The organism is Parafrankia sp. Ea1.12 (genome assembly GCF_900465275.1).
Classification (GTDB): domain Bacteria; phylum Actinomycetota; class Actinomycetes; order Frankiales; family Frankiaceae; genus Parafrankia; species Parafrankia soli.
Map to the genome: position 1 here is coordinate 1 of NZ_UBIZ01000175.1, position 20,475 is coordinate 20,475.

At 72.1% G+C, this 20,475-nt stretch carries 13 protein-coding genes; 3 read left to right on the top strand and 10 right to left on the bottom strand.

The window, feature by feature from the left end; genetic code table 11:
* Positions 1-121: 121 nt before the first annotated feature.
* Positions 122-2,470, bottom strand: coding sequence for an MMPL family transporter (locus FMEAI12_RS05265; protein ID WP_112105176.1), 2,349 nt, complete (start codon positions 2,468-2,470; stop codon positions 122-124).
* 378 nt (positions 2,471-2,848) lie between these two features.
* On the opposite strand from FMEAI12_RS05265, the gene FMEAI12_RS05270 reads away from it, so the two are divergent.
* Positions 2,849-3,781: an aldose 1-epimerase family protein gene (locus tag FMEAI12_RS05270; protein ID WP_112105177.1), complete on the top strand. Its 933-nt coding sequence runs from the start codon at positions 2,849-2,851 to the stop codon at positions 3,779-3,781.
* Between the two features lie 440 nt (positions 3,782-4,221).
* Here the strand turns inward: FMEAI12_RS05270 and FMEAI12_RS05275 are convergent, their stop codons facing one another.
* The 8 genes from FMEAI12_RS05275 to mdoC all read right to left on the bottom strand — a co-directional run bounded on the left by FMEAI12_RS05275 (position 4,222) and on the right by mdoC (position 16,123).
* Positions 4,222-5,115: an IS982 family transposase gene (locus tag FMEAI12_RS05275; protein WP_112105178.1), complete on the bottom strand. Its 894-nt coding sequence runs from the start codon at positions 5,113-5,115 to the stop codon at positions 4,222-4,224.
* Between the two features lie 121 nt (positions 5,116-5,236).
* Positions 5,237-5,734, bottom strand: coding sequence for a VOC family protein (locus FMEAI12_RS05280; RefSeq protein ID WP_112105179.1), 498 nt, complete (start codon positions 5,732-5,734; stop codon positions 5,237-5,239).
* Positions 5,735-5,890: 156 nt separating this feature from the next.
* Positions 5,891-8,947 (bottom strand): TIR domain-containing protein, encoded by a 3,057-nt coding sequence (locus tag FMEAI12_RS39455; protein WP_160144236.1) that lies wholly within the window; start codon positions 8,945-8,947, stop codon positions 5,891-5,893.
* 415 nt (positions 8,948-9,362) lie between these two features.
* The gene (gene ligD / locus FMEAI12_RS05290; protein ID WP_112105181.1) at positions 9,363-10,424 is read right to left on the bottom strand and encodes a non-homologous end-joining DNA ligase; all 1,062 of its coding nucleotides are present in this window, start codon (positions 10,422-10,424) and stop codon (positions 9,363-9,365) included.
* Complete coding sequence (locus FMEAI12_RS05295) at positions 10,402-10,971, bottom strand: hypothetical protein (protein WP_112105182.1); 570 nt, start codon at positions 10,969-10,971, stop codon at positions 10,402-10,404. Before FMEAI12_RS05295 ends, ligD begins: the two co-directional genes overlap by 23 nt.
* A gap of 163 nt (positions 10,972-11,134) precedes the next feature.
* Positions 11,135-13,294, bottom strand: coding sequence for a serine/threonine-protein kinase (locus tag FMEAI12_RS05300; protein ID WP_165938769.1), 2,160 nt, complete (start codon positions 13,292-13,294; stop codon positions 11,135-11,137).
* A gap of 448 nt (positions 13,295-13,742) precedes the next feature.
* Entirely contained in the window at positions 13,743-14,789 is a 1,047-nt protein-coding gene (pip, locus tag FMEAI12_RS05305) for a prolyl aminopeptidase (protein ID WP_071065767.1), read from the bottom strand.
* A 92-nt stretch (positions 14,790-14,881) separates the two neighbouring features.
* Positions 14,882-16,123 (bottom strand): glucans biosynthesis protein MdoC, encoded by a 1,242-nt coding sequence (gene mdoC / locus FMEAI12_RS05310; RefSeq protein ID WP_235013721.1) that lies wholly within the window; start codon positions 16,121-16,123, stop codon positions 14,882-14,884.
* A gap of 328 nt (positions 16,124-16,451) precedes the next feature.
* Between mdoC and FMEAI12_RS05315 the strand changes: the two genes are divergently transcribed.
* Entirely contained in the window at positions 16,452-17,957 is a 1,506-nt protein-coding gene (locus tag FMEAI12_RS05315; protein ID WP_112105184.1) for an AAA family ATPase, read from the top strand.
* A 49-nt stretch (positions 17,958-18,006) separates the two neighbouring features.
* Positions 18,007-19,761: a GAF domain-containing protein gene (locus tag FMEAI12_RS05320; RefSeq protein ID WP_200835193.1), complete on the top strand. Its 1,755-nt coding sequence runs from the start codon at positions 18,007-18,009 to the stop codon at positions 19,759-19,761.
* Positions 19,762-19,907: 146 nt separating this feature from the next.
* On the opposite strand, the gene FMEAI12_RS05325 is transcribed toward FMEAI12_RS05320, so the two are convergent.
* Positions 19,908-20,345, bottom strand: coding sequence for an SsgA family sporulation/cell division regulator (locus FMEAI12_RS05325; protein ID WP_071065769.1), 438 nt, complete (start codon positions 20,343-20,345; stop codon positions 19,908-19,910).
* Positions 20,346-20,475: the final 130 nt, after the last annotated feature.

Genomic DNA, 20,475 nt, shown 5'->3' on the forward strand with positions numbered 1-20,475 from the left:
CAGGCCGTCAAGCACGGACTGAAACGTATGCAGTACCGGCCGGGACTACTCATCGGGTTCCTCACCGAAACCGGACTGACCTGGAAAGATCTCCGATCAACATAACTTCACACGTTAATCTTCAGTACCGATGGGCGGCGGACGCCTTGGCCACGGTCGCCGCCTCGGGCTCGGCGGCCCTGGCGGCGGCGCCCTGTCTGCGGCGCAGCGCGCGATCACCCTGCCACCGCTGCCCCAGGTGCACCGACGCGGGCAGGATGGCGGCGCGCAGCACGACGGCGTCCACGGCGACCCCGATCGCCAGGCCGCACCCGAGCATCTTCAGCGTTCTGGACGGCTGCGCCGCGATCGCGAGGAACACGAACAGCATCACGAAATTCATCGTCAGCACCACATGCCCCAGGTCGGCGTGGCCCCGGCGGACGGCGTCCCGGCCGTCGCGGATCGGGTCGGGCCGGGCGCCGTCCCGGCGCCGGGCGAAGGCCCGGCCGATGCCCCGCAGCGCTCCCCCACGGCCGGTGCCGGTGCCGGAGCCGGCCGGATCGGTGCCGCCGCCCGCACGCAGCCGGGTGAGCAGGACCAGGTTCATCCCCGGGGCCAGCCCGAAGACCGCGAGCATGATCGGCACGAGCACGAACGGCTCGGCGGGGCTGGTCATGACGCCGAGGCGGCGCGCGATCTCCTCGTCCTGGAAGAACACGCGCAGCATGCCGGCGGAGGCCAGCACGCTCAGCACGGCGGCCGCGCCGAGCACGGAGGCGAGCGGTATCGACCCGGCGACCGCGAACGTCACGAGGCCTATGGTGAGCAGCACGACGGCCAGGAACAGCGGCAGGGTCGAGCGGAAGCTGCTCGCAGCGTCGTCGAACATCGCGGTGGGCCCGCCGACGGCGGCGTTGGTGACACTGCCGCGCAGCGCCGTGGGCAGCACGTCATCGCGCATCCGTCGCACCAGGTCGCTGGCCTGCGGGCTGCGCGGAGCGGCGGCGGGCAGCACGCGCACGATGGCCGGCCCGAGGCGGGGGTCGTCCAGTGACACCGCGGCGGTGCGCACGCCCGGGGTCGCGCGCAGCACCGCGGCGACCTCCCCGGGCTGGACGATCCGTCCCCCGCCCGGCACGCTCCTGGGGTCACCGCGGTCGACGGCCACCAGGATCGGGCCGTTCAGACCGGGAAAGAAGCCCTCGCTGATCAGGTCGTAGGCGCGCCGGGTGGTCATCGAGGTCGGGTCGGTGCCCGCGTCGCCACCGCCGAGGCGAAGCCCGTCGGTCTGGTTGGCCAGCGACATCAGCAGGACCCCGGCCGCGACGACGACCAGCGCCGGGTACCGGCCGACCTGCGCGGCCCACCAGGAGCGCACACCGGGCCGCCGCGCCAGGCCGGCACCGGCCATCGCCAGGTAGTGCCGTTCGGCCCAGCCGAGCAGCCGCACCCCGCCGGCGGCGACCAGCGCCGGCAGCAGGGTGAGGACGACCAGGACGGCCAGCGCGGCGGCCCCCGACGCGGCGAGTGCCAGGCCACCGAACCCGCTCAGCCCGAGCGCGGCGACCGCGAGCAGGGCGAGGCTCACGCCCAGGCCACCGACGGCCACCGCCGCGCCCGTGGACGTCGTCGCCGACGCGGCGGCCTGCAGCCGGTTCTGCCCGCTCAGCAGGGCCGACTGGGCCCGGTGCACGACCACCACCGCGCTGCCCAGGCACGTCCCGAACGCCAGGACCGCGGCAGTGACGGGAGCGAACGGCGGCAGCTGGGTGGTGTGCGACAGGCGCGCGGTGACGGCGACCGCCAGCAGGGTGCAGACCGCCGCCGGCAGCAGGCACACCAGCATGCCCAGTCGGGACCGCAGCGTGACGCCGAGCAGGACGAGCGCGGCGAACGCGGCGACGACGAGCGGGGCCAACGAGAGCTGCGCTGACCCGATCATGGTGGCCCCCGACCCGGACGCCTCGACCTGCAACTCCGGGCCGTCGTAGGCACGGGAGGCCTCGATGACCCGGTGCACGTCGTCGAGGTCGGGCTCGAGCGCGCCGCCGTCCATCAGGACGGAGATCAGCGCGGTGCGCCGGTCGGCGCTGATCGGATCCACTCCCGCGGTGGCGGCGCCCAGCGGCCCCGCCGGGTCGGCGACGAACGTGACGCCGGGCAGCCGGCCGACCTCCGCGACCAGGGCGGTGATCCGGTCGCGGGCGCGGCCGCCGTCAACTGTGCCGCGGCGGGCCCGGACGACGATCGTCTCGACGTCGGGGAGATGCCGGCCGGGTGAGGCCCGCGCGACACCATCCATTGCCCTCGCGGATTCCGAACCGGCGGGGGCGACTTCCTGGGTGTACCGGGCGCCCCCGTCCCGGATGTAGTGGACGGCGGGAACGAGGGCGACCAACCAGGCCGCCAGGACGAGCCATCGGTAGCGGGCACAGCAACGCGCGAGAAGTCCCACGAACCCGGCGAGCTTCTCGGGCCTGTCGGTCATTTGAACACCCTAGAACGGCAGATAATCGACCAATCCGCCGTTAGTGGGGTCGTCCACAATAATCCGGACACTCATCTTTTCCGGCGCACAGACCACCGAGACACCGGGCGCCGCCCGAAACACCGATAAACAAGACGAAAGTGTAATCCTGGCGGCCGGTGGCGGGGGAGAGATCGTCCCGGGCGCGTAACCATGCGCCTCGCCGGTGGCTGGGCGGCGTGATGCTGTGGCGTCGCTCGCCCGTGAGAAGGCCCACCCGGCACCGCCGACGCCCGGCGCGACGCCGGCGGGTGCCATCGCGATGATGGAGCCGGGCCACCCGGTCCCGTGGCGCCAGGCCACGGGCGTGCGGGCAGCCACGGGGACGGAGGCAGTGCGGTGGAGACGACAGCGCCGTCCGGGCGCCAGCTCGAGCTGGTCCACGGCGAGAGCCGCGCGGTGGTCACCGAGGTCGGCGGCGGCCTGCGCGACTACCGGGTCGGCGCCGTCACGGTGCTCGACGGCTACGGCCCCGGGGAGATGGCCGGCCGCGGCCGGGGGCAGCTCCTGCTGCCGTGGCCGAACCGGGTCGCCGCCGGCCGCTACACCTTCCGCGGGACGAGCCACCAGCTCCCGGTGAACGAGGTGGCGCTGGGCAACGCCAGCCACGGCCTGACCCGCTGGCTCGGCTGGGAGCTCGAACGCCTGGACGCGGGCGCGGCGCGGGCCCAGGTCGTACTGCGCGCCCAGTCGGGGTACCCGTTCACCGTCGCCTTCTCCGCCCTGTACCGGCTGGACGGCGACGGGCTGACCGTCTCACTCACCGCGACGAACCTGGGCGACACCGCGGCGCCGGTAGGCATGGGCGCCCACCCGTACTTCGTCCTCGCCGGCGCGGACGGATCACCCGCACCGGCCGACGACATGACGGTCACGGTGCCCGCGGCGACCCGCCTGCTGACCGACGAGCGCCTCATTCCCGTCGGCGCCGAGGAGGTCACCGGCGGGCCGTTCGACCTGCGCGACCCCCGCCCGCTGGGCGGGCTGGTCCTCGACACCTGCTTCACCGGTCTCGAGCGGGCGGCGGACGGCCGGGCCCGCGTTACGCTCACCGCGGCCGGCGGCAGCCTGACGATCTGGCAGGACGCCGCCTGGCCCTTCGTCCAACTGTTCACCGGTGACACCTTTACCCCCGGCGAGCGGCGGCGCAGCATCGCCGTCGAGCCGATGACCTGCCCGGCGAATGCCTTCAACAGCGGTAACGGGCTGCGCGTGCTCGAGCCGGGCGAGTCGTTCGGCGGCTCCTGGGGGGTGTGCCCCAAGCTTCGCTGAGCACGGCGTGGTACGTGGGCGTCGGCGTCGTCAGCAACAACCCGCAAGATCATCTGACGCCTTGCCCGACCGGTCTTCGACGGTGTACCACTCGGCCTGTCGGCTGGAAGATTCCAGCCGACAGGCCGAGTGGTACTGCTCACCGCCTGAACGACTGGCCGTACGTGCAAGCGACTTTCGGATCAGCCGAACAGGAAGAGCCGCCTAAATGAACCAGGCGAGGAAATCGATGGCGCACTGAACCAGACCCAGAAGCATTGAGTCCTCCTTTGCGTGTCGCGTTATTCGGTAGTGAAAATATTTTCGCGAAACGCCGCGACTGTCACGCTTTCGGTCATAGTGTTTTTGGTTGCCATCTATAAGGGTCTCGCCGACCAGCTCAACGGCTGCGAAGCACCGGCCTTGGCAGATGTGCCACTAGACGATCAAGTCCGATGTCTTCAGTGATCGAATGCGACCAGCGACCGCATGATCGGCGCGCCGGTCTTGTGGTTACGCCAGATCGCGGCGGCCATTGCGAGGATGCGCTGGGCGACGCGGACGGCGACGCCCTCGAAGGTGCGGCCGCCGTGCTGCTCCAGGTCCAACTGGCCCTTCATCGTGTCGTTCACCGACTCGATCAGCTGCCGCACCGACTTGAGCAGTCCCTCGCCCTTGCGCTTCCTCTCCCGCTTGAACGACGGGCGCAACAGGGTGATGCCGCGCAGGGCGAGGTCGTTCTCGAACTCCTTGGAGGCGAAGCCCTTGTCGGAGATGAGCAACAGCCGCGGCCGGTCGGCCACGAGGCCGGCATCGATGTCGAGCATGGCCTGGAGCACCTCGCGCTCGTCGAGTTTCGGGTTGGCCAGGGCCCACAGGATCGGCATCCCGGTCGGCGCACAGACCAGGTACAGGCGCAGGCCCCAGAAGAACCGCGAGTGGGAGGCGCAGTATCCGTATCCGGCCCACCCGGCAAGGTCCGACCGCTTCACCGTCGGCCGCGACATGCCGCACGGCACCGGCGTGGAGTCGACGATCCAGTGATTGTCGAACCAGAAGTCCGTGTCCGCAGCCAGCATCCGTATCGCCTTCTTGACCAGCGGCAACGCCGCCTTGAGGCGCTTGTTGTACCCGGACTGCTGCGGCAGATACGGAAACATCGAGGACATGTGCGAGTTCGCGTAGCGCAGCCAGCGCGTCTCGGAACCGAAGCCCAGCAGAGCCTGAGCGACCGCGAGCGTGACCAGCTCCGCATCAGTCAACTGCGGTGGCCTGCCCATCCATCGGCCTGTCGCCAGTTCGTCGTCGATCTTCACATACAGTGCGGTCAGCAGGGTGTCCAGGTTGTTCGTCACACAACGATCTTGGTCACCCTCTTCACGTTCCTGGACACTCCGGTCCCGCCCGCCGGCGGGCGGCGCGATGGCTGGGGGCCGTGCTCCAAGCCGACGCCCTCGCCAACGCATAGGCACGTTGTCAGCCGAGGTCAGAGGCCCGGCCGGGGAAGAAGTCGGCGCTTTGGACGTACTCCATCGCCTTGGTGAACTCCGGGTCGCTGAGGGGGTGTTCCATCTCCTGCGGGCTCAGATCCTCCACACGGGTCTGGATCCAGTACAGGTTGCCCAGCGGATCACGCACCCGCCCGACCCGGTCACCGAAGAACAGATGGGTGACCTCGGTGACCGAGGTGCCGCCAGCCGCAACGGCCTGACGGTGCACGGCGTCGGCGTCCTCGACGTAGAGGCGGAGGAAGCCGGGGGTCGGCGGCCACTCCGGCCGCGCGTCGAACAACATCACCACCGAGTCGCCGATTCGGACCTCCGCATGCTCGACGCTTCCGTCCTCACCGGTGAGACAAGCGAGCTCCTCCGCGTCGAAGGCCCTCTTCATGTAGGCGATGAGCTGCACCGTGTCGCGAGAGATGATCCACGGCGTCACGGTGGTGTAGCCCTGGGGAACCGGCTTGACGGACATCTGACTGCCTCCTGGAGCGCGAACCACAACTTGCTGAAGACGCTAACCGCGATATAGGTCAGTTTCTGTCCTATACGGGCGCCAATGGCATCGTGACCAAGGCGCGCTGAGGCGGAACCCTGCGAGACGGGTCAGTCAGACATAGGACTTGATCGTCTAGCGGGCGAGCAGCAGGTCGAACTGGGCCTGCGCGGCCTCGGGCGAGTCGCGCAGCAGCCGGACGAAGCGGCGGACGGCCTCGACGCCCTCGGCCGCGTAACGCTCCTCCAGCACGTCGGCCCCGCGGTACGGCCAGGACCGCAGCGAGCCCGACCGGATGTAGCGGGCGCACTCGTCCCACATCCGCGGGTCACGGCGGTAGAAGTGCCGCTGCGTCCACGCTGCCAGGGCCTCGTTCAGCCGGGAGGCCGCCGTCCACGCGGGTGTGCCGGCCGCACCGGCCCGGGCACCGTGGTCGTCCAGGCCGGTGGCGATCGCCGCGTGGGCGTGCTCGTGCACCAGCGCCATCTCGCAGAACGCGGCGGCCCGGTCCCAGGTCGGCTCGTCCACGACCGCGTCGCCACGCAGCGAGGCCGCGATCCGGCCGAAGGCACCGGCCCCCATGAGCACGGCCGGCGCGGACGTCGGCACGAGCATGCCGGAGCGCCCGAACCGCCCCGCCCCGCCGGTATGCCGGAAGACACCGAAGGCGGGCGCGCCGGAGCGCAGGTAGTCGGAGACGACCCGCTCCCGGGTGTCGACCAGCAGCCGGAGATCCTCCAGCGCGGCGACGAGCCGGGCCCGGAATGCGTGGTCGACCGGCGGGTCGACGACCACGCCGCCCACCGAACGCTCGATCGCCCCCGCGGCGCGCGGCCCCAGCTCGGCGACCAGCCTGGCGCGTACCTCGGGGTCGATGCGATTACGCGAGCTCGCCCGGATGTGCCGGTCGACGTAGCGGGTGACCAGCTCGCAGTACAGACCGGCGAAGCTGGGGAAGTCCTCGGCGCAACGCTGGCGCCAGATCAGGGGCGGCTCGGGGCCGTCGCTGAGGTCCGTGGGCTGCCCCGCCAGGTAGCGGCGGGCGTTACGGACGAAGCCACCCGCCGCCTCCCGCCGAACGTGCTCAAGGTCGGTGCCGGGCCCGACGTCCAACACGTGGGAGTGGAAGATCAGCAGAAGCTCGCGGACGCGGCCGGTCACCGCCTCGTCCTCGACGTCGAGCACGCCGGGCAGGATGTCACCGGTGTTCTCGTCCGCGAGGTGCCTTGCGTCCGGCTCGCAGTTGCGGCGCAGGCTGGTGACCGTCGTGTCGTCTGTGACGTAGGTCGGCGGCGGGTAGTAGCGCAGGCCGGTGAGATCCTCCAGGAACGGCACGACCGTGCGCAGCGACTCCCCGATCCGTTCGACGTTGCCGCCCGACAGCGCCGGGACGAGCGAGAAGACCGGGAAGGTGACGTCCACCCACCGCGGCACCGTGCCCGCGTCGCGCCGATCGGCCGCCTCGCCGCCGGGACCGCTCGCGTGGCCCGGGCCGCTCGGGCCGCTCGGGCCGCCCGAGCCGCTCGGGCCCTGCGGACCGCCGGACGCGGTCGGGCCCGGCGGGACGGGAGCGGCGTCCGCGGCGGCGCCGGCACGGGCACCCGCGGCGCCAGGGCCCGTGCCTGCGCTCGCCCGGGCGAGGTTCGCGAGGCGGTCCAGCGCGGTGGACCAGCGATCGACCTGCCGGAACGGGAGATCCACGAGCGGCAGCGGCGGCTCGGGTACCGGCCGGGACCACTGGAACGGGAAGACGAACGCGCCCTCCGGTCGGCGGTTCGCGGCGACCTCCAACGCCCGGCGCCATTCCTTCTCCACGTAGTCCGCCGCCGCGGAGGCCGGGGACCAGAAGAGCGCGAAAAGGTCGGCGCGCTCGATCGCCACCTCGAGTTCGGGTTTCCACTCCCGGGCCCCGTCGACGTCGAGGACGTCCATGAACAGGGTGATGCCCAGCGCCCGGTAGATCTCCCGGAATCGGCGGGCGATGTCGATGTCGGCCCACGCGTAGGAACCGTAGATCTCGCGGAACATCGGCGCCGAGCCTGTCACCGTCACCGGCGTTGTCGACGGGTCCGCGGCGGTGGAGACGGCGAGATCCAGCGGAATCCGCGCGACGGGAAGGCCGTCGAGGCTGATCTGGACATGCCCGTGACAGCGCTCATCGCCGCCGTCGCCCGGCGCGTGGATGACCTCGAACGAGGCCGTCTCCGGCTCCGGCCCCCATACGACGGGAATCCGCGGTGGCCGGAAACGCAGATGGGGAACCGCGGGGGTGATTTCGAGCTCGGTCCCGGCCGGAATCGATCCGGGCGCCGCGGACACCCCGACGGTGACCGGCCGCCACCCGAGCGCGGAGGCGGCCGCGGGATGACGCGCGGTGAACCGCACCGCCGACGGCTCGGCCGGAACGACCGGCGGAACCGGCTCGCCCGGCGCCACCGGGACGGGCGCCGTCGGCTCGGCCGCAGCGGTTCCGGCCGCCGCGGCGCCAGCCGCTGCCGTACCGGAGGCCGCGGTGGAGGCGGGCCGCGCACCGGGCTCCGCCGCCGCCGGATCGGCGGGCACGACCGACTCCGCCGCCACGGTGGGCTCCGCCGTCACTACCGGCTCCGCGGGCGCGGTGGGCGCGACTGGTCGTGGGCGGCCGAAGGTGTTCCGGCGCCGGGTGGCCGGCCGGCCGGACTCCGCCTCGGCCTGCCGGAGCTGCCACGCGGCGCGCCGGCCGGCGGCGGCGACGGCGCTCGCCAGGCCGCCCTCGCCCATCGCGGCCTCCCAGGCGCCTCCGGTGACACCGACGATCGCACCGGCCATCTCGCTCACCCTCCGCGATGGGTCGAGCACGACGACGTCGACCGTGATGCGGGCACGCGCGCAGTCGTAGGCGGCCTGGAGCAGGTCCCCTGGTGCCGTGAGGTCGTCGGTGACCAGCAGCAGGCGGACGAACAGCGGCTTCTCGGTCAGCTCGGCGACGTGTAGCCGGGCCCGTTCCAGCGCGGCGGCGAGATCGGTGGCACCGGTCGGGGCCGCAGTGCGCAGCGTGCGCTCGAAGGCTGCCCGCTCGCCGGCCAAACCCTGGTAGACCACGTCGGCGGAGTCGACGAATCCGACCAGGACGGTCGGCATGTCCGGCGGCAGGGTGGCCAGCGTGTTCGCGACGCTCTCCACCGCGACATCGAGCTTGCGCCGGCCGACCACTCCGTGCTGATCGGAGCCTGGTCGCTCGCCACCATGCTTACCGGAAACTGAATTTTCGGGAACAGCCTGGTCAGGGCCCTGATCGGGGGTAGCTGAGCCGGCTGGAGAGCGCCCGTGGCGACGTCCGGCGAGGTGCGGGAAAGTCCGTGGGCCGGCGCCGCGCCGCGCACTTCCGCGGCGGCCGAACAGTGGCCGGGCGGAATCGACGGCGAACGGCTCGGTCATGGACGCCGAATGGTCTAGCAGAACAATCCACACCGCGCCGACTCCCCCCTGACCGACGGCAACCGGAACGGGACCTCGGGTATGTGGATCAGCGTACGCGAGCGGTGCGACGGCGGCGGTTACGGGCTGTCGGCCGTAACCGAAACTGTCGCTCCGTCTCCGGCCGTCAATCGTTACGGGCCACCGGCCGTCAGCGGGGTTTCTTCGCGCGGCTCGGCTGCACGCGCCGCGGCTCACCCGCCATCTTCGGGTGGTCGGGCGGATAGGGCATGTCCTCGAGGCCGTGCTCGCGCAGGTCGCGCTCCCACCGCTCGAGCAGCGGCGTGAGATCGTGCGCCGTCTCGTCGATGCCCGCCCAGAGGTCACCGAGGCGCGCGAAGCGCTCGGGCACCGTGCGGACGGTGAAGTCACGCGGCTCGGCGTCGGCGAGCTCGTCCCAGCCGAGCGGGGTGGAGACCGGTGCCCAGGCACGCGCCCGCGCCGAGTAGGCCGAGGCGATCGTGCGGTCGCGGGCATTTTGATTGAAGTCGACGAACACCTTCTCGCCGCGCTGCTCCTTCCACCAGGCGGTGGTCACCAGGTCGGGTCGGCGTCGCTCCAGCTCCCGGGCGAGCGCGATGGCCGCCTGGCGCACCTCGGTGAACGTCCACCGTGGCTGGAGCCGGACGTACACGTGCACGCCACGGCCACCGCTCGTCTTGGGCCAGCCCACCCAGCCCAGTTCGTCGAGCAGCGCGTGGGTCTCGGTGGCGACGGTCACCGCGTCGGCGAAGTCGGTGCCCGGCTGCGGGTCCAGGTCGATGCGCAGCTCGTCGGGATGGTCGACGTCGCCGCGCCGCACCGGCCACGGGTGGAACGTGATGGTGCCCAGGTTCGCCGCCCAGGCCACGACAGCCGGTTCGGTCACGCAGATCTCGTCGGCCGTGCGCCCGCTGGGGAACGTGATCCGCGCCGTTTCCACATAGGACGGCGCGTTCTTCGGGACGCGCTTCTGGTAGAACGCGTCGCCCGGTGCCCCGTCGCGCTGGGTGAGCTGGGCGCCCTCGACCACGCCGCCGGGCCACCGCTCCAGCGTCGTCGGCCGCAGGTGCAGGGCCCGGACAAGCCCGTCGGCGACCGCAATGTAGTAGCGGACAAGTTCGATCTTGGTGACGCCGGCCTCGGGGAAGTACACCCGGTCGGGATTCGTCACCCGCACCGACTGGTCACCGACCACCAGCTCGACCGGCTCACCGTGCCTGGACACCACCATGGGGGGACGGTAACCCCGAGGTCCGACGAGACACGGCCTGGCGGACCGCAATCCGCGGAGACGGTCGCGGCCGGCGGTGGCGGCGCAGTGGCAGGCGGTGGCGGTGGCGGCGGCGGCGCCTCGGGCGAGGCCGGGCCGCACCCGCCGACCTGTGCGCCCGGCGGAGATGTCCCGGCTCTGGCTGCCCCGGCCCGATCGTCCGCCGTGCTCCGCCGGCCGCACCGGCCGCGACGATACGGGCGACCTCCGCCGCCAGCCGGGAACCGGGCTGGAGGTCGCTGACAGCACGGGACAGCGCGGCGAGCCCGCCCGGCTCCTCTGCGAGCTCGTCCACAAGCGCGATGAACCACAGGCGCGTCATGTCGTACTCGACGAGGTGCAGCCGGCGGCCCGGACCAAGGCGCCGAGCGATCCTGTCCCGCAGCAGGCGCCGCGCGGACGTCCCGGCAAAGCCGGGCGCCGCGTCGAGGACGTCCACCAGAGTGCCGCGGAACGAACAGCTGAGGTCGGCCGGAGCGGTCGTCCCCTCCGGCGGCTGCGTGCTCAATGTGCGTTCTTCACCGAAGGGCACTCCCGCCAAGGGCATCGGACGACCCCCGTTCTGAAGGGCGCTGGTTTCCGAACGGGCCGTCGGTACCGGCGAATGGTTTGCGTGTCCGCCGGAGACAGTTGATAAAGCAACGTGCGACGGGAGCCGAGCACGGGGCCGGTCAGGGTATCGACCACAGCCGCACGGTGGCGTCCGTGCTCGCGCTGGCCAGCACGGCGCTGTCCGGGGAGAACCGCACGGACAGGACCCAGTCGGCGTGCCCGGTGAGTGGCCCGCCCCGGGACCGGACGTCGGAGAGGTCGGCGACGTCCCACAGCCGGACGGTGTTGTCGTGGCTGCCGCTGGCCAGCGTGTGGCCATCGGGTGCGAACGACAGGGACCACACGCGGCTCTTGTGCCCCGCCAGGTCCCTGCCGACGGGGCGCGGGTCGCTGGGGATCGCGAGATCCCACAGACGGATCACGCCGTCGGCACCACCCAGGGCGAGCACCCGGCCGCGCGGGGAGAAGGCCGCCGCGGCCGTCCTGCTGGGCCCGACCAGCCCCCGCTCCAACCTGCGCGGGGCGGCGCGGCCGTCCAGCTGCCAGAGCACGACGGTGCTGTCGTCTCCGGCGGCGGCCAGGACGAGCCCGTCCCGGGAGAACACCACGGATGAGACGTAGCCGCGGTGGCCGGTGAGCGACCCGAGCGGCTTCGGCGCCGTGCGGTCGGCCACGTCCCACAGGCGCACCGTGCTGTCCTCGCCCCCGCTGGCGAGCGTCTTCCCGTCCGGCGAGAACGCGACCGACCACGCGTTCCCGACATGACCGGTCAGCGGCGTGCCGGGCGCGGATTTCGGATCGTGGCCGGTCACGTCCCACAGCCAGACGGTCCCGTTCCAGTCGCTGCCGGCCAGAGTCCGGCCGTCCGGGGAGAACGCCAGCGAGGTGACCCCGTCCTCCGGTCCGGGGAGCGGGCGGCCGAGACGCTCAGGAGCGGCTCGGTCCCGCAGGTCCCAGAGCCACACCTCGCCCTTCTTGTCACTGCTGGCCATGATCTGCCCATCCGGGGAGAACACCGCCGACAGCGCCCAGTCCGTGTGCCCGCTCAGCGGGTGGCCGAGCAGCCGGGCACCGTCCGGGCGGCCCAGGACGACGGCGAGCCCGGTGCCGACCGCTCCGAGCAGAACCACCAGGACGGCGGCCGTCACGATGAGCCGCCGGCCAGGCGAACGGCGTGCGCCACGCCGGGCTCGCCCGCGCGAGCCGGCTTCCGGTTCGGCCGGGTCGCGGCCCGCCCCGCTCGGGGTGTTCCCGTCCGCCGGCGCCTTCCCGGGCGCACGGTCGTCGGGTGCGGGATCCGCTCGTTTCCCCTCCGGCACCTTCCCCGGCGGCTGGGGCGGTGTCCCGGGTTCCACCGGCAGCGGCGTCACGTGAATCCCGCCCGCGTGCCGCGTCCTGGACGGTGCCATGCCGGTGGCGGCCATCAGGTCGTGGTCGACGTGCACGGGCACGCCCGACCGTGGGATCCAGTTCGGTCCGAACGCCTCGGTGGCGGCTCGGGAGAGGTCGAAGGCGAAGGCGTACGCCGACGAGGGACGGTCCCCCGGGTCGCGGGCCAGTGCGCCCGCCACCACCGTCGCGACTGGATCGGGGATCCCCGATCCCAGTGACAGGCCGACCTGGGACGGGCCGTCCGAGCCCTGGCACGGAATGGACGCGGAGTCGGCGGGGGCCACACCCGTCAACAGCTCGAAGAGCACCACGCCAAGGGCGTAGATGTCTGTCGCGCGCTGCAGCTGGCCACCCGCGAACTGCTCGGGGGCCATGTAGAGCGGGGTCCCGACGACCGTGCTCGCCGCCGGACCGGACCCGGCGACGACCTTCGCGATGCCGAAGTCCGCCACCTTCAACCGGCCGGCCGTGTCGAAGAGGATGTTGTCCGGCTTGATGTCGCGGTGCAGCACGTCGTGGTCGTGCACGCAGCGCAGCGCCTGCGCGACGGCAAGGCCGACCGCGCAGGCGGTCAGCGGCGTCATGCCGGCCCGGCGCCGGGTGAGCGTGCCGCCGCTGAGCATCTCCATGACGAGCAGGCTGAGCTCGCCCGCCTCGACATAGTCGTAGACCCGGACGACATGGGGATGGTCGAGGCCGGCGAGGATCCGCGCCTCGTCCGCGAAGCTGCGCCTGCCCGGCGCCCGCATCACCACCTTGACGGCGACATCGCGCTGCAACCCTCGATGCCAGCCCGCCAGGACGAAACCGGAGGCGCCCGCGCCCAGCAGGTCACCGAGGGTGTAGCCCGGCAGCGCCGCGGCAAGCTTGGCCCGGTCGTACATCATCACCACCGGGTCCGGTCGCGGATCGGTCCGAGGACCCCTGCACTATCCCCATAAATGCTGCAGATCTCCCCCACGACGCGTCATCCTAGAGCCCTCCGGTCAGGCGCTCCGAAAGGCCCCACGATCTCCCTGCCCATCGCGTCCTCCTCCGCTGCTCCGCGTTGCAACATTCCCTTCTCTCCGCCCTTTGACGCGATGCTTTCCGACCCGCGACCGGTCCGTCGCAGCCGTACCAAGCCGGTTGCCTTCGCCTGCATAGCTGCCGGAATCGCGGAGGGTCACCGCAGGCCGGATCGATCGCGGCCGTGCCGCATTCTCTGGGTCTCTCCGCAGGCCTGGAAATTCGGAGATCTGCCTCTTGGGCAGCACACAATCCGAATCCTGCGGAACCCGTCGTCCTTGGGGCCGACGGTTCTCGTCGGAGCCGTCACTCTGGGATGAGCGGTTGCTACGACGGAAGGTGGCCGCGGGCATCCCCGTCCGCGAAGTCATCCAGTGCCCGGATGATCTCCTTGCCCAGCGACTCGCTGCCGGTGTGGCCCGAATCCGTCACGGGGATGAGACGGGCTCCCGGCCAGGCACGCGCGAGTTCCCAGGCGGTCGCGAAGGGGCTGCCCAGATCCTGGCGACCGTGGATGAGCACGCCCGGGATGCCGGCCAGCCGTCCCGCCTCGCGCAGCAGGATTCCCTCCTCCAGCCAGGCGCCGTGCGCGAAGTAGTGCGCGCAGATGCGTACGAGGGCGAGCCGGGCCGCGGGCGCCCGGTCGCTGTAGACGTTCCTCCGCCCGTTCGGCTCCAGCGAGATCACCGCGTCCTCCCAGGCGCACCACTCGCGCGCGGTGAAAGCCCTGGCCTCGGGATCCGGGTGTTCCATCAGCCGGGCGCACGCGGCCGCCAGGTCGCGCCCGCGCGTCACGGCGAGCGCCGGATCGAGCTGCGCCGAACCAGGGTGCGCGGCCCTGGACGGAGCCATCGCGGCGCGGAACCGCTCCCACTCCTGCGGCAGAAACCGCGCCACGCCGCCGTACAGCCAGTCGATCTCCGCCCGCCGCGTGGTGGTCACGCCCGCGATGACGATCCCGGACACCCGCTCGGGGTGCCGCTCGGCGTAGGCGAGGATCAGCGTCGACCCCCAGGAGGCCCCGTAAAGCGACCACCGGTCGACGCCGAGGTGCCGCCGGAGCAGTTCCATGTCGGAGATCAGGTGGTCGGTGGTGTTGTGCCGCAGGTCGGTCGCCGGGTCCGCCGCGTGCGGCGTGCTGCGCCCGCAGCCGCGCTGGTCGAACAGGATGATCCGGTACCGGGCCGGGTCGAAGTAACGGCGCGAGCCCGCGGAGCACCCGGAGCCCGGTCCCCCGTGGACGACGAGGACCGGCCGGCCCGACGGGTTCCCGCAGGTCTCCCAGTAGATCTGGTTCGGATCAACGCCCTCGCCGCCGCCGACAGACAGCAGGCCGTGCGCATACGGCTCGATCGGGGGGTAGAGAGGGCTCACACCACCATGATCGCATTCGCAGTTCGAGCGGACTGAAACGAGTTGTCATGCAAGCCAGGTCCCGCGGCCCGGCGATGCGTGGCGGCGGAGGGTCAGCAGCCGGTGCCGGCCTCCAGGCGGCTCCGGCGAAGGGGCAGGGTCCGCTCCCCGTCCACGGCAAGGCTCGCAGGTGTCACGGGAATCGCTGGGACCGCTGGAATCGCGGTGGGCCGTCCGGCGGAGCCGAACTTCCCGTTGAAGATCTTCCGGAGGAGAGGGGACCGGCGGATGGCGAAATGGTGCGTCGCCAGCGTCACGCCGAACGTCAGCGCCGTGGCGAGGAGCATCTGCGGGGCGCGCAGGCCCGGGTCGAAGGAGAGGACCGTCGCGAAGACGTAGATCCAGAAGAAGTGGAGGAGATAGACCGTGTAGGAGGCGTCCGCGAGATAGCGGACGGCCGGTACGGGCCCGGGGACGAGCCGCGCGGCGAGCGCGAAGAGCGTCGCGATGAGCGGGATCGAGAACAGGGTCTCGGTCAGCACCAGGCCGGTTCCCGCCGAAAGCCCGGGGACCCATTCCTGCTTCGAGGCGAGAAGGGCGAGACCGGTGACCGCGAGGAAAACCGGCGCCGGCCGCTGGAAGAACGGGACCAGCTGGTCACGGCCCTGGTGGAGGAGCACTCCGAGGAGGTAGAAGGGCAGGAACTCCAGCGTGTGCTCGACGAGCACGGCGTGGGTCCCGGTGCCGATGACCGGTTCGAGCACGATGCGGTGGGCACCGCGGATGACCACGGTCGTACCCACCACGAACAGTGTGATCGCGGCCATGGCCCGCAGCCGGCCGGCGGTGACGCGCCGGTACGCGCCCGTGCCGACCAGTCGCGACAGTGCCGCCACCGCGGCGGGGCTCAGCAACGCGTAAGCGATCAGCGCGAAAAGGAACCACAGGTGCAGGTACCAGCTCAGGTCACCCCCCTGCGAGGGGAGCGTGTTCCCGAGCACGAAGTCAAGGAACGACACGTTCGGGTCGTTGTGGAAGTTGTACGTCAGCCACAGGGTGGGCGGATTCACCAGCACAAGCGTGAACACCAGCGGTGTGCCCACCGAGGCGAGCCTGCGGCGCACCCCTGCTCTCGCCCCGTGTTTTCCCAGCACCATCGCGGCCAGGAATCCGGAGATGACGAAGAAGCCCTCCATCCGGAAGAGGCTGGAGGCGTAACCGATTCCGTCGAAGACGGGGTCCTCTCCGAGCGTCGACGCGTGGACGAAGACTCCCACCAACATGAACACGCCGCGCAGTGCGTCCAGGTGGTGGTAGTACACGCTCGGCCCGGACGGCCCGCCCCGCTCCCGCACGGTTCCTCCCCCGGCCGGGGCTGCGACGCACTCCGCATAGGCGTCCATCATTGCCCCCGGCGGAACAAATAGTACTTTCAGGACGAAAGACCCGTAAGCGTCAACTAACGCTTTCGTGCCGACCTGGCGTTCCGGGCTCCCTGTTCGTCCGCCGGTGGCCCGACGGCCGCTGCCACCTGCGCGGTCGCGCCTGGGCCGGGCGGATCACGCCGATCGCGTCCGGCACGGAGCCGGGTGACCTTCCGCCCGCGGCGGCCTGACCTTCGGACGTCGGCGGCCCGACTCACGCACGCTGTGATCCCCACGGGTTGACCGGCAGTCTCATGCCATGCGTGTGGCGACGACCGGCAGCGCGGTCCCCGTGGGCGCCGGGCAGGGTCTCGGCGCGGTGCCGGGGCTGCCCGCCACTCTCACCGAGACGCTGACATCGGTGCTCATCTTTCTCGGCGATCGGGTCTACAAGATAAAGAAGACGGCCGATCTCGGGTTCCTGGACTTCCGCACCCGTGACGCACGTCTCGCCGCCTGCCAGGCCGAGGTCGAGCTCAACCGCCGCCTGGCCCCGGACGTCTACCTGGGCGTCGCCGACATCTCCGGCCCCGACGGAACCGTGTTCGACCACATGGTCGTGATGCGGCGCCTGCCCGCCGACCGCCGGCTGTCCGCCCTGGTCACGGCCGGCAACGACGTCACCGGCCCGCTGCGCGCGATCGCCCGGCTGCTCGCCGACTTCCACGCCCGCTGCTCGACCTCGCCGGAGATCACCGAGGCCGGGTCGGCCGCCACCCTGCGCAGCCTGTGGGACGAGGTGCTGCGCAGCGTCGAGCCCTACCTCGGGCCGGTGCTCGACACGACCACCATCGACACCGTCCGCCACCTCGCCGAGCGCTACGTCGAGGGCCGCGAGCCGCTCCTGCGCGAACGGCAGCGCGACGGCCGCATCCGCGACGGCCACGGCGATCTGCTCGCCGACGACATCTACTGCCTCGACGACGGCCCGCGCATCCTCGACTGCCTGGAGTTCGACCGGCGGCTGCGCGTCGGCGACGTGCTCGCGGACGTCGCCTTCCTCGCGATGGACCTCGAGCGGCTCGGCCGGGCCGACCTCAGCCGCTTCCTGCTCGACCAGTACCGGGCCTACACGGCCGTCACCCATCCGCTGTCCCTGGAGAGCCTCTACATCGCCTACCGGGCGTTCGTGATGTGCCGGATCGCCTGCACCCAGTACGCGCAGGGCTCGGCGGCGGCCGCCGCGGAGGCCCGGGCGCTGGCCTCACTCGCGCTGGCCAGCCTGCGCCGCGGCCGGGTCCGGCTCGTCCTCGTCGGCGGCACGCCCGAGTCGGGGCGCTCCGCGCTCGCCGCCGACCTGGCCGAGGCCGAGGGCTGGACGGTGCTGCGCGCCGAGTCCGTTGCCCGCGAGCTGAACCACCTGCCGCGCACCGACCCCGACGGCACGCACGACCACACGCACGACGGCCGGCGGGACGCCGCGGACGACGCGGTGTACTCCGAGCTGCTGCGGCGGGCCGGCACCGCCGTGGAACGCGGCGAGTCCGTCGTCATCGACGCGTCCTGGGCCCGCCGCCACGACCGCCAGCGCGCCGCCGCGCTCGCCCGCTCCACCGCCACCGACCTCGTCCAGCTGCGCTGCGCACCCCCGGAACCGGTCCTGGCGGGCCGTTCCGTCGCGCAGGCCGGTCCGGGCTTCGACCTGTCCGCGCTGACCGGGCACGAGTACACCTTCCACACCGACCCGTGGCCGGAGGCGAAGACGCTTGAACACGGACCCACGCCGACCGACATCCTCCGGGCGGCGCGGCGGGCCACGCGGTGAACCGCCGGCCGCCCACCCGCCGCCACCCGGCCCGGGCGGCGACGGGCTGATGTTCCCCACCGTGGCCCGGCTGGAGCTCGACGACCTGCTGACCCAGCTCGTCGACCGCGCCCGGGACGTCCTCGCCACCCAGAGCCGGCTGCGCGGCCTGCTGCAGGCGAACCGGATCATCGCCACCGACCTGCGGCTGCCCGTCCTGCTCCGGCACATCGTCGAGGCTGCCACCGACCTGCTCGGCGCCCGCTACGGGGCGCTGGGCGTCATCGCGCCCGACCGCACGCTCGAGGAGTTCGTCCACGTCGGCATGACCGACGCCGACGTCGCCAGGATCCGCTACCTGCCCACCGGGCAGGGGATCCTCGGCCTGCTCATCGACGACCAGCGGCCACGGCGCGTCGACGACATCGCCGACGACCCGAGCGCGTACGGCTTCCCGCCCGGGCACCCGCCGATGCGGACCTTCCTCGGCGTCCCGATCATGGTGCGCGGAGAGGTCTTCGGGAACCTCTACCTCACCGACAAGCATGATGACGCCCCGTTCACCGCCGAGGACGAGGAGCTCGCCCTGGCGCTGGCCGCCAACGCCGGGGTGGCCATCGAGAACGCGCGGCTCTACCACGAGTCGCAGCAGCGGCACCTGTGGATGACGGCCTCCGCGGAGATCACCCGGCTGTTCATGGCCGGCGCGCCCGACTCACTCGGGATGCTGGCCCGCCGGGTGCTCGACGTCGCCGACGCGACCTTCGTCGCCCTGGCGCTGCGCGCCGACGACGGGGACGGCGACGGGCAGCACGCCCGCGTCGCCGTCGCGGTGACGGACCAGGATCAGAACCATGCGCACGACCGCGACCGCGACCGCGACCGCGACCGCGCCGCCGCGGGCCCGGCACCGGCCGGCGGCGGGCGGGCGGGGCGCCGCATCCCCCTTGAGCACACGCTGACGGGACGGGTCCTCACCGAGCGGCAGGCCCTGCGGGTCGACAACGCCCAGCTCGACGCCCTTCCGGACGAGCGCACGAACCGCACCGGCCCGCTGATGGTCGTCCCCCTGGTCGCCGGGACGGACCAGTGTGACGGAGCGCTGCTCGTCGGCCGGGACCATGGCGCCCGGGCCTTCACCGACACCGACCTCGTACTCGCCACCAGCTTCGCCGGCCACATCGCCATCGCGCTCGAGCTCGCCCACACCAAGGCCGACCAGGAGCGCCTGCTCGTCCTCGCCGACCGCGGGCGCATCGCCCGGGACCTGCACGACCACGTCATCCAGCGGCTGTTCGCCGTTGCGCTCGGCATGCAGGATCTCGCCCAGTACGAGAACCCGTCCAACGCCGACCGCATCACCGCCTACATCGAGAACATCGACGCCACCATCAAGGACATCCGCCGCACCATCTTCGAGCTCCGCAGCACCCAGCCCGGCCGCGGCAACCGCCTGCGCGGGGCGCTGGAGAAGATCTCCGACGACATCCGGCCCGCGCTCGGCTTCACTCCCGCGATCACGCTGAGCGGCCCGCTCGACTCGCTTGTCGACGACCGGCTCACCGACCACCTGATCGCCGTCGCCCGCGAGGCTCTCACCAACACCGCCCGCCACGCCCGCGCCACCACCGCCGAGCTCCGGCTCGCCGTGCTCGGCGACACCATCACTCTCGACGCGGTCGACGACGGCGTCGGCATCGGCGACTCCACCCGGCGCAGCGGCCTGGACAACCTGCGCACCCGCGCGGAGATCGTCGGCGGCACCTGCTCCGTCACCACGCCCCCCGGCGGCGGCACCCACCTCCGCTGGACCGCCCCGCTGTAGCCGGCGGGCCGGTCGCGGCCGCCGGCCCGGTCGCGGGCGCGGACGCAGGTGCGGCGCGGCCGCGGGCCCGGTCCCGGTCCCGGTCCCGGCCCACGACCGGACGTCCGGAGGCCGACCAGTCCAGACGTCCGGGTGCCACCGGCCGGTCAGCTGCGGCTGCGCCCCCGCAGCACCCGCAGCTCCAGGTCCCGCTCGACCACGGCGTCCTCCGCCGACGCGGGCAGGAGGTCGTAGGTGTGGCAGACGAAGTCACTGACCCGGTCCGCGGGAAGCTCGATCATCGCGTGCCCGCCAGGGCTGGAAAGCTCGACGAGGAGCACGCGGCGGCGGTCGCGGACGATCGGGCGGACCCGGACGTCACCGAGCCCCGCGCAGCGGCGTGCGCCGTCCACGAAGAGCCGGCGCGCGAAAGTCCACACGACGGCTTTCTGATCGGTCACCCACATACTCATGGTGATCGCGATCGGATCGGCCGGGTCGTACCTCAGGCTTGTCGGCAGCGGAACCCGCTCGCCGTTCTCGGCCAGGTACGTGGCGTTGAATTCCCATGTCACGGCGTCTGACACGATCGGACGGCGGCTCATCAGGCCCTCCCACCCCCGGCGGCTGTGTTGTGTGGAGACACACTCGTCACACGACTCTGTCGTTACAGAACGGTGTCATTTGGGAAAGCCCGCATCATCCGGCCTTGGTCGTCGGGGCGGAGTACCAACG

Excerpts from the sequence above, each read along its gene's own strand:
- FMEAI12_RS05265 (WP_112105176.1), bottom strand. The coding sequence starts at position 2,470 with ATGACCGACAGGCCCGAGAAGCTCGCCGGGTTCGTGGGACTTCTCGCG.
- FMEAI12_RS05300 (WP_165938769.1), bottom strand. The coding sequence starts at position 13,294 with ATGATGTACGACCGGGCCAAGCTTGCCGCGGCGCTGCCGGGCTACACC.
- FMEAI12_RS05315 (WP_112105184.1), top strand. The coding sequence starts at position 16,452 with ATGCGTGTGGCGACGACCGGCAGCGCGGTCCCCGTGGGCGCCGGGCAG.
- FMEAI12_RS05325 (WP_071065769.1), bottom strand. The coding sequence starts at position 20,345 with ATGAGCCGCCGTCCGATCGTGTCAGACGCCGTGACATGGGAATTCAAC.
- FMEAI12_RS05320 (WP_200835193.1), top strand. The coding sequence starts at position 18,007 with ATGTTCCCCACCGTGGCCCGGCTGGAGCTCGACGACCTGCTGACCCAG.
- FMEAI12_RS05280 (WP_112105179.1), bottom strand. The coding sequence starts at position 5,734 with ATGTCCGTCAAGCCGGTTCCCCAGGGCTACACCACCGTGACGCCGTGG.
- ligD (WP_112105181.1), bottom strand. The coding sequence starts at position 10,424 with ATGGTGGTGTCCAGGCACGGTGAGCCGGTCGAGCTGGTGGTCGGTGAC.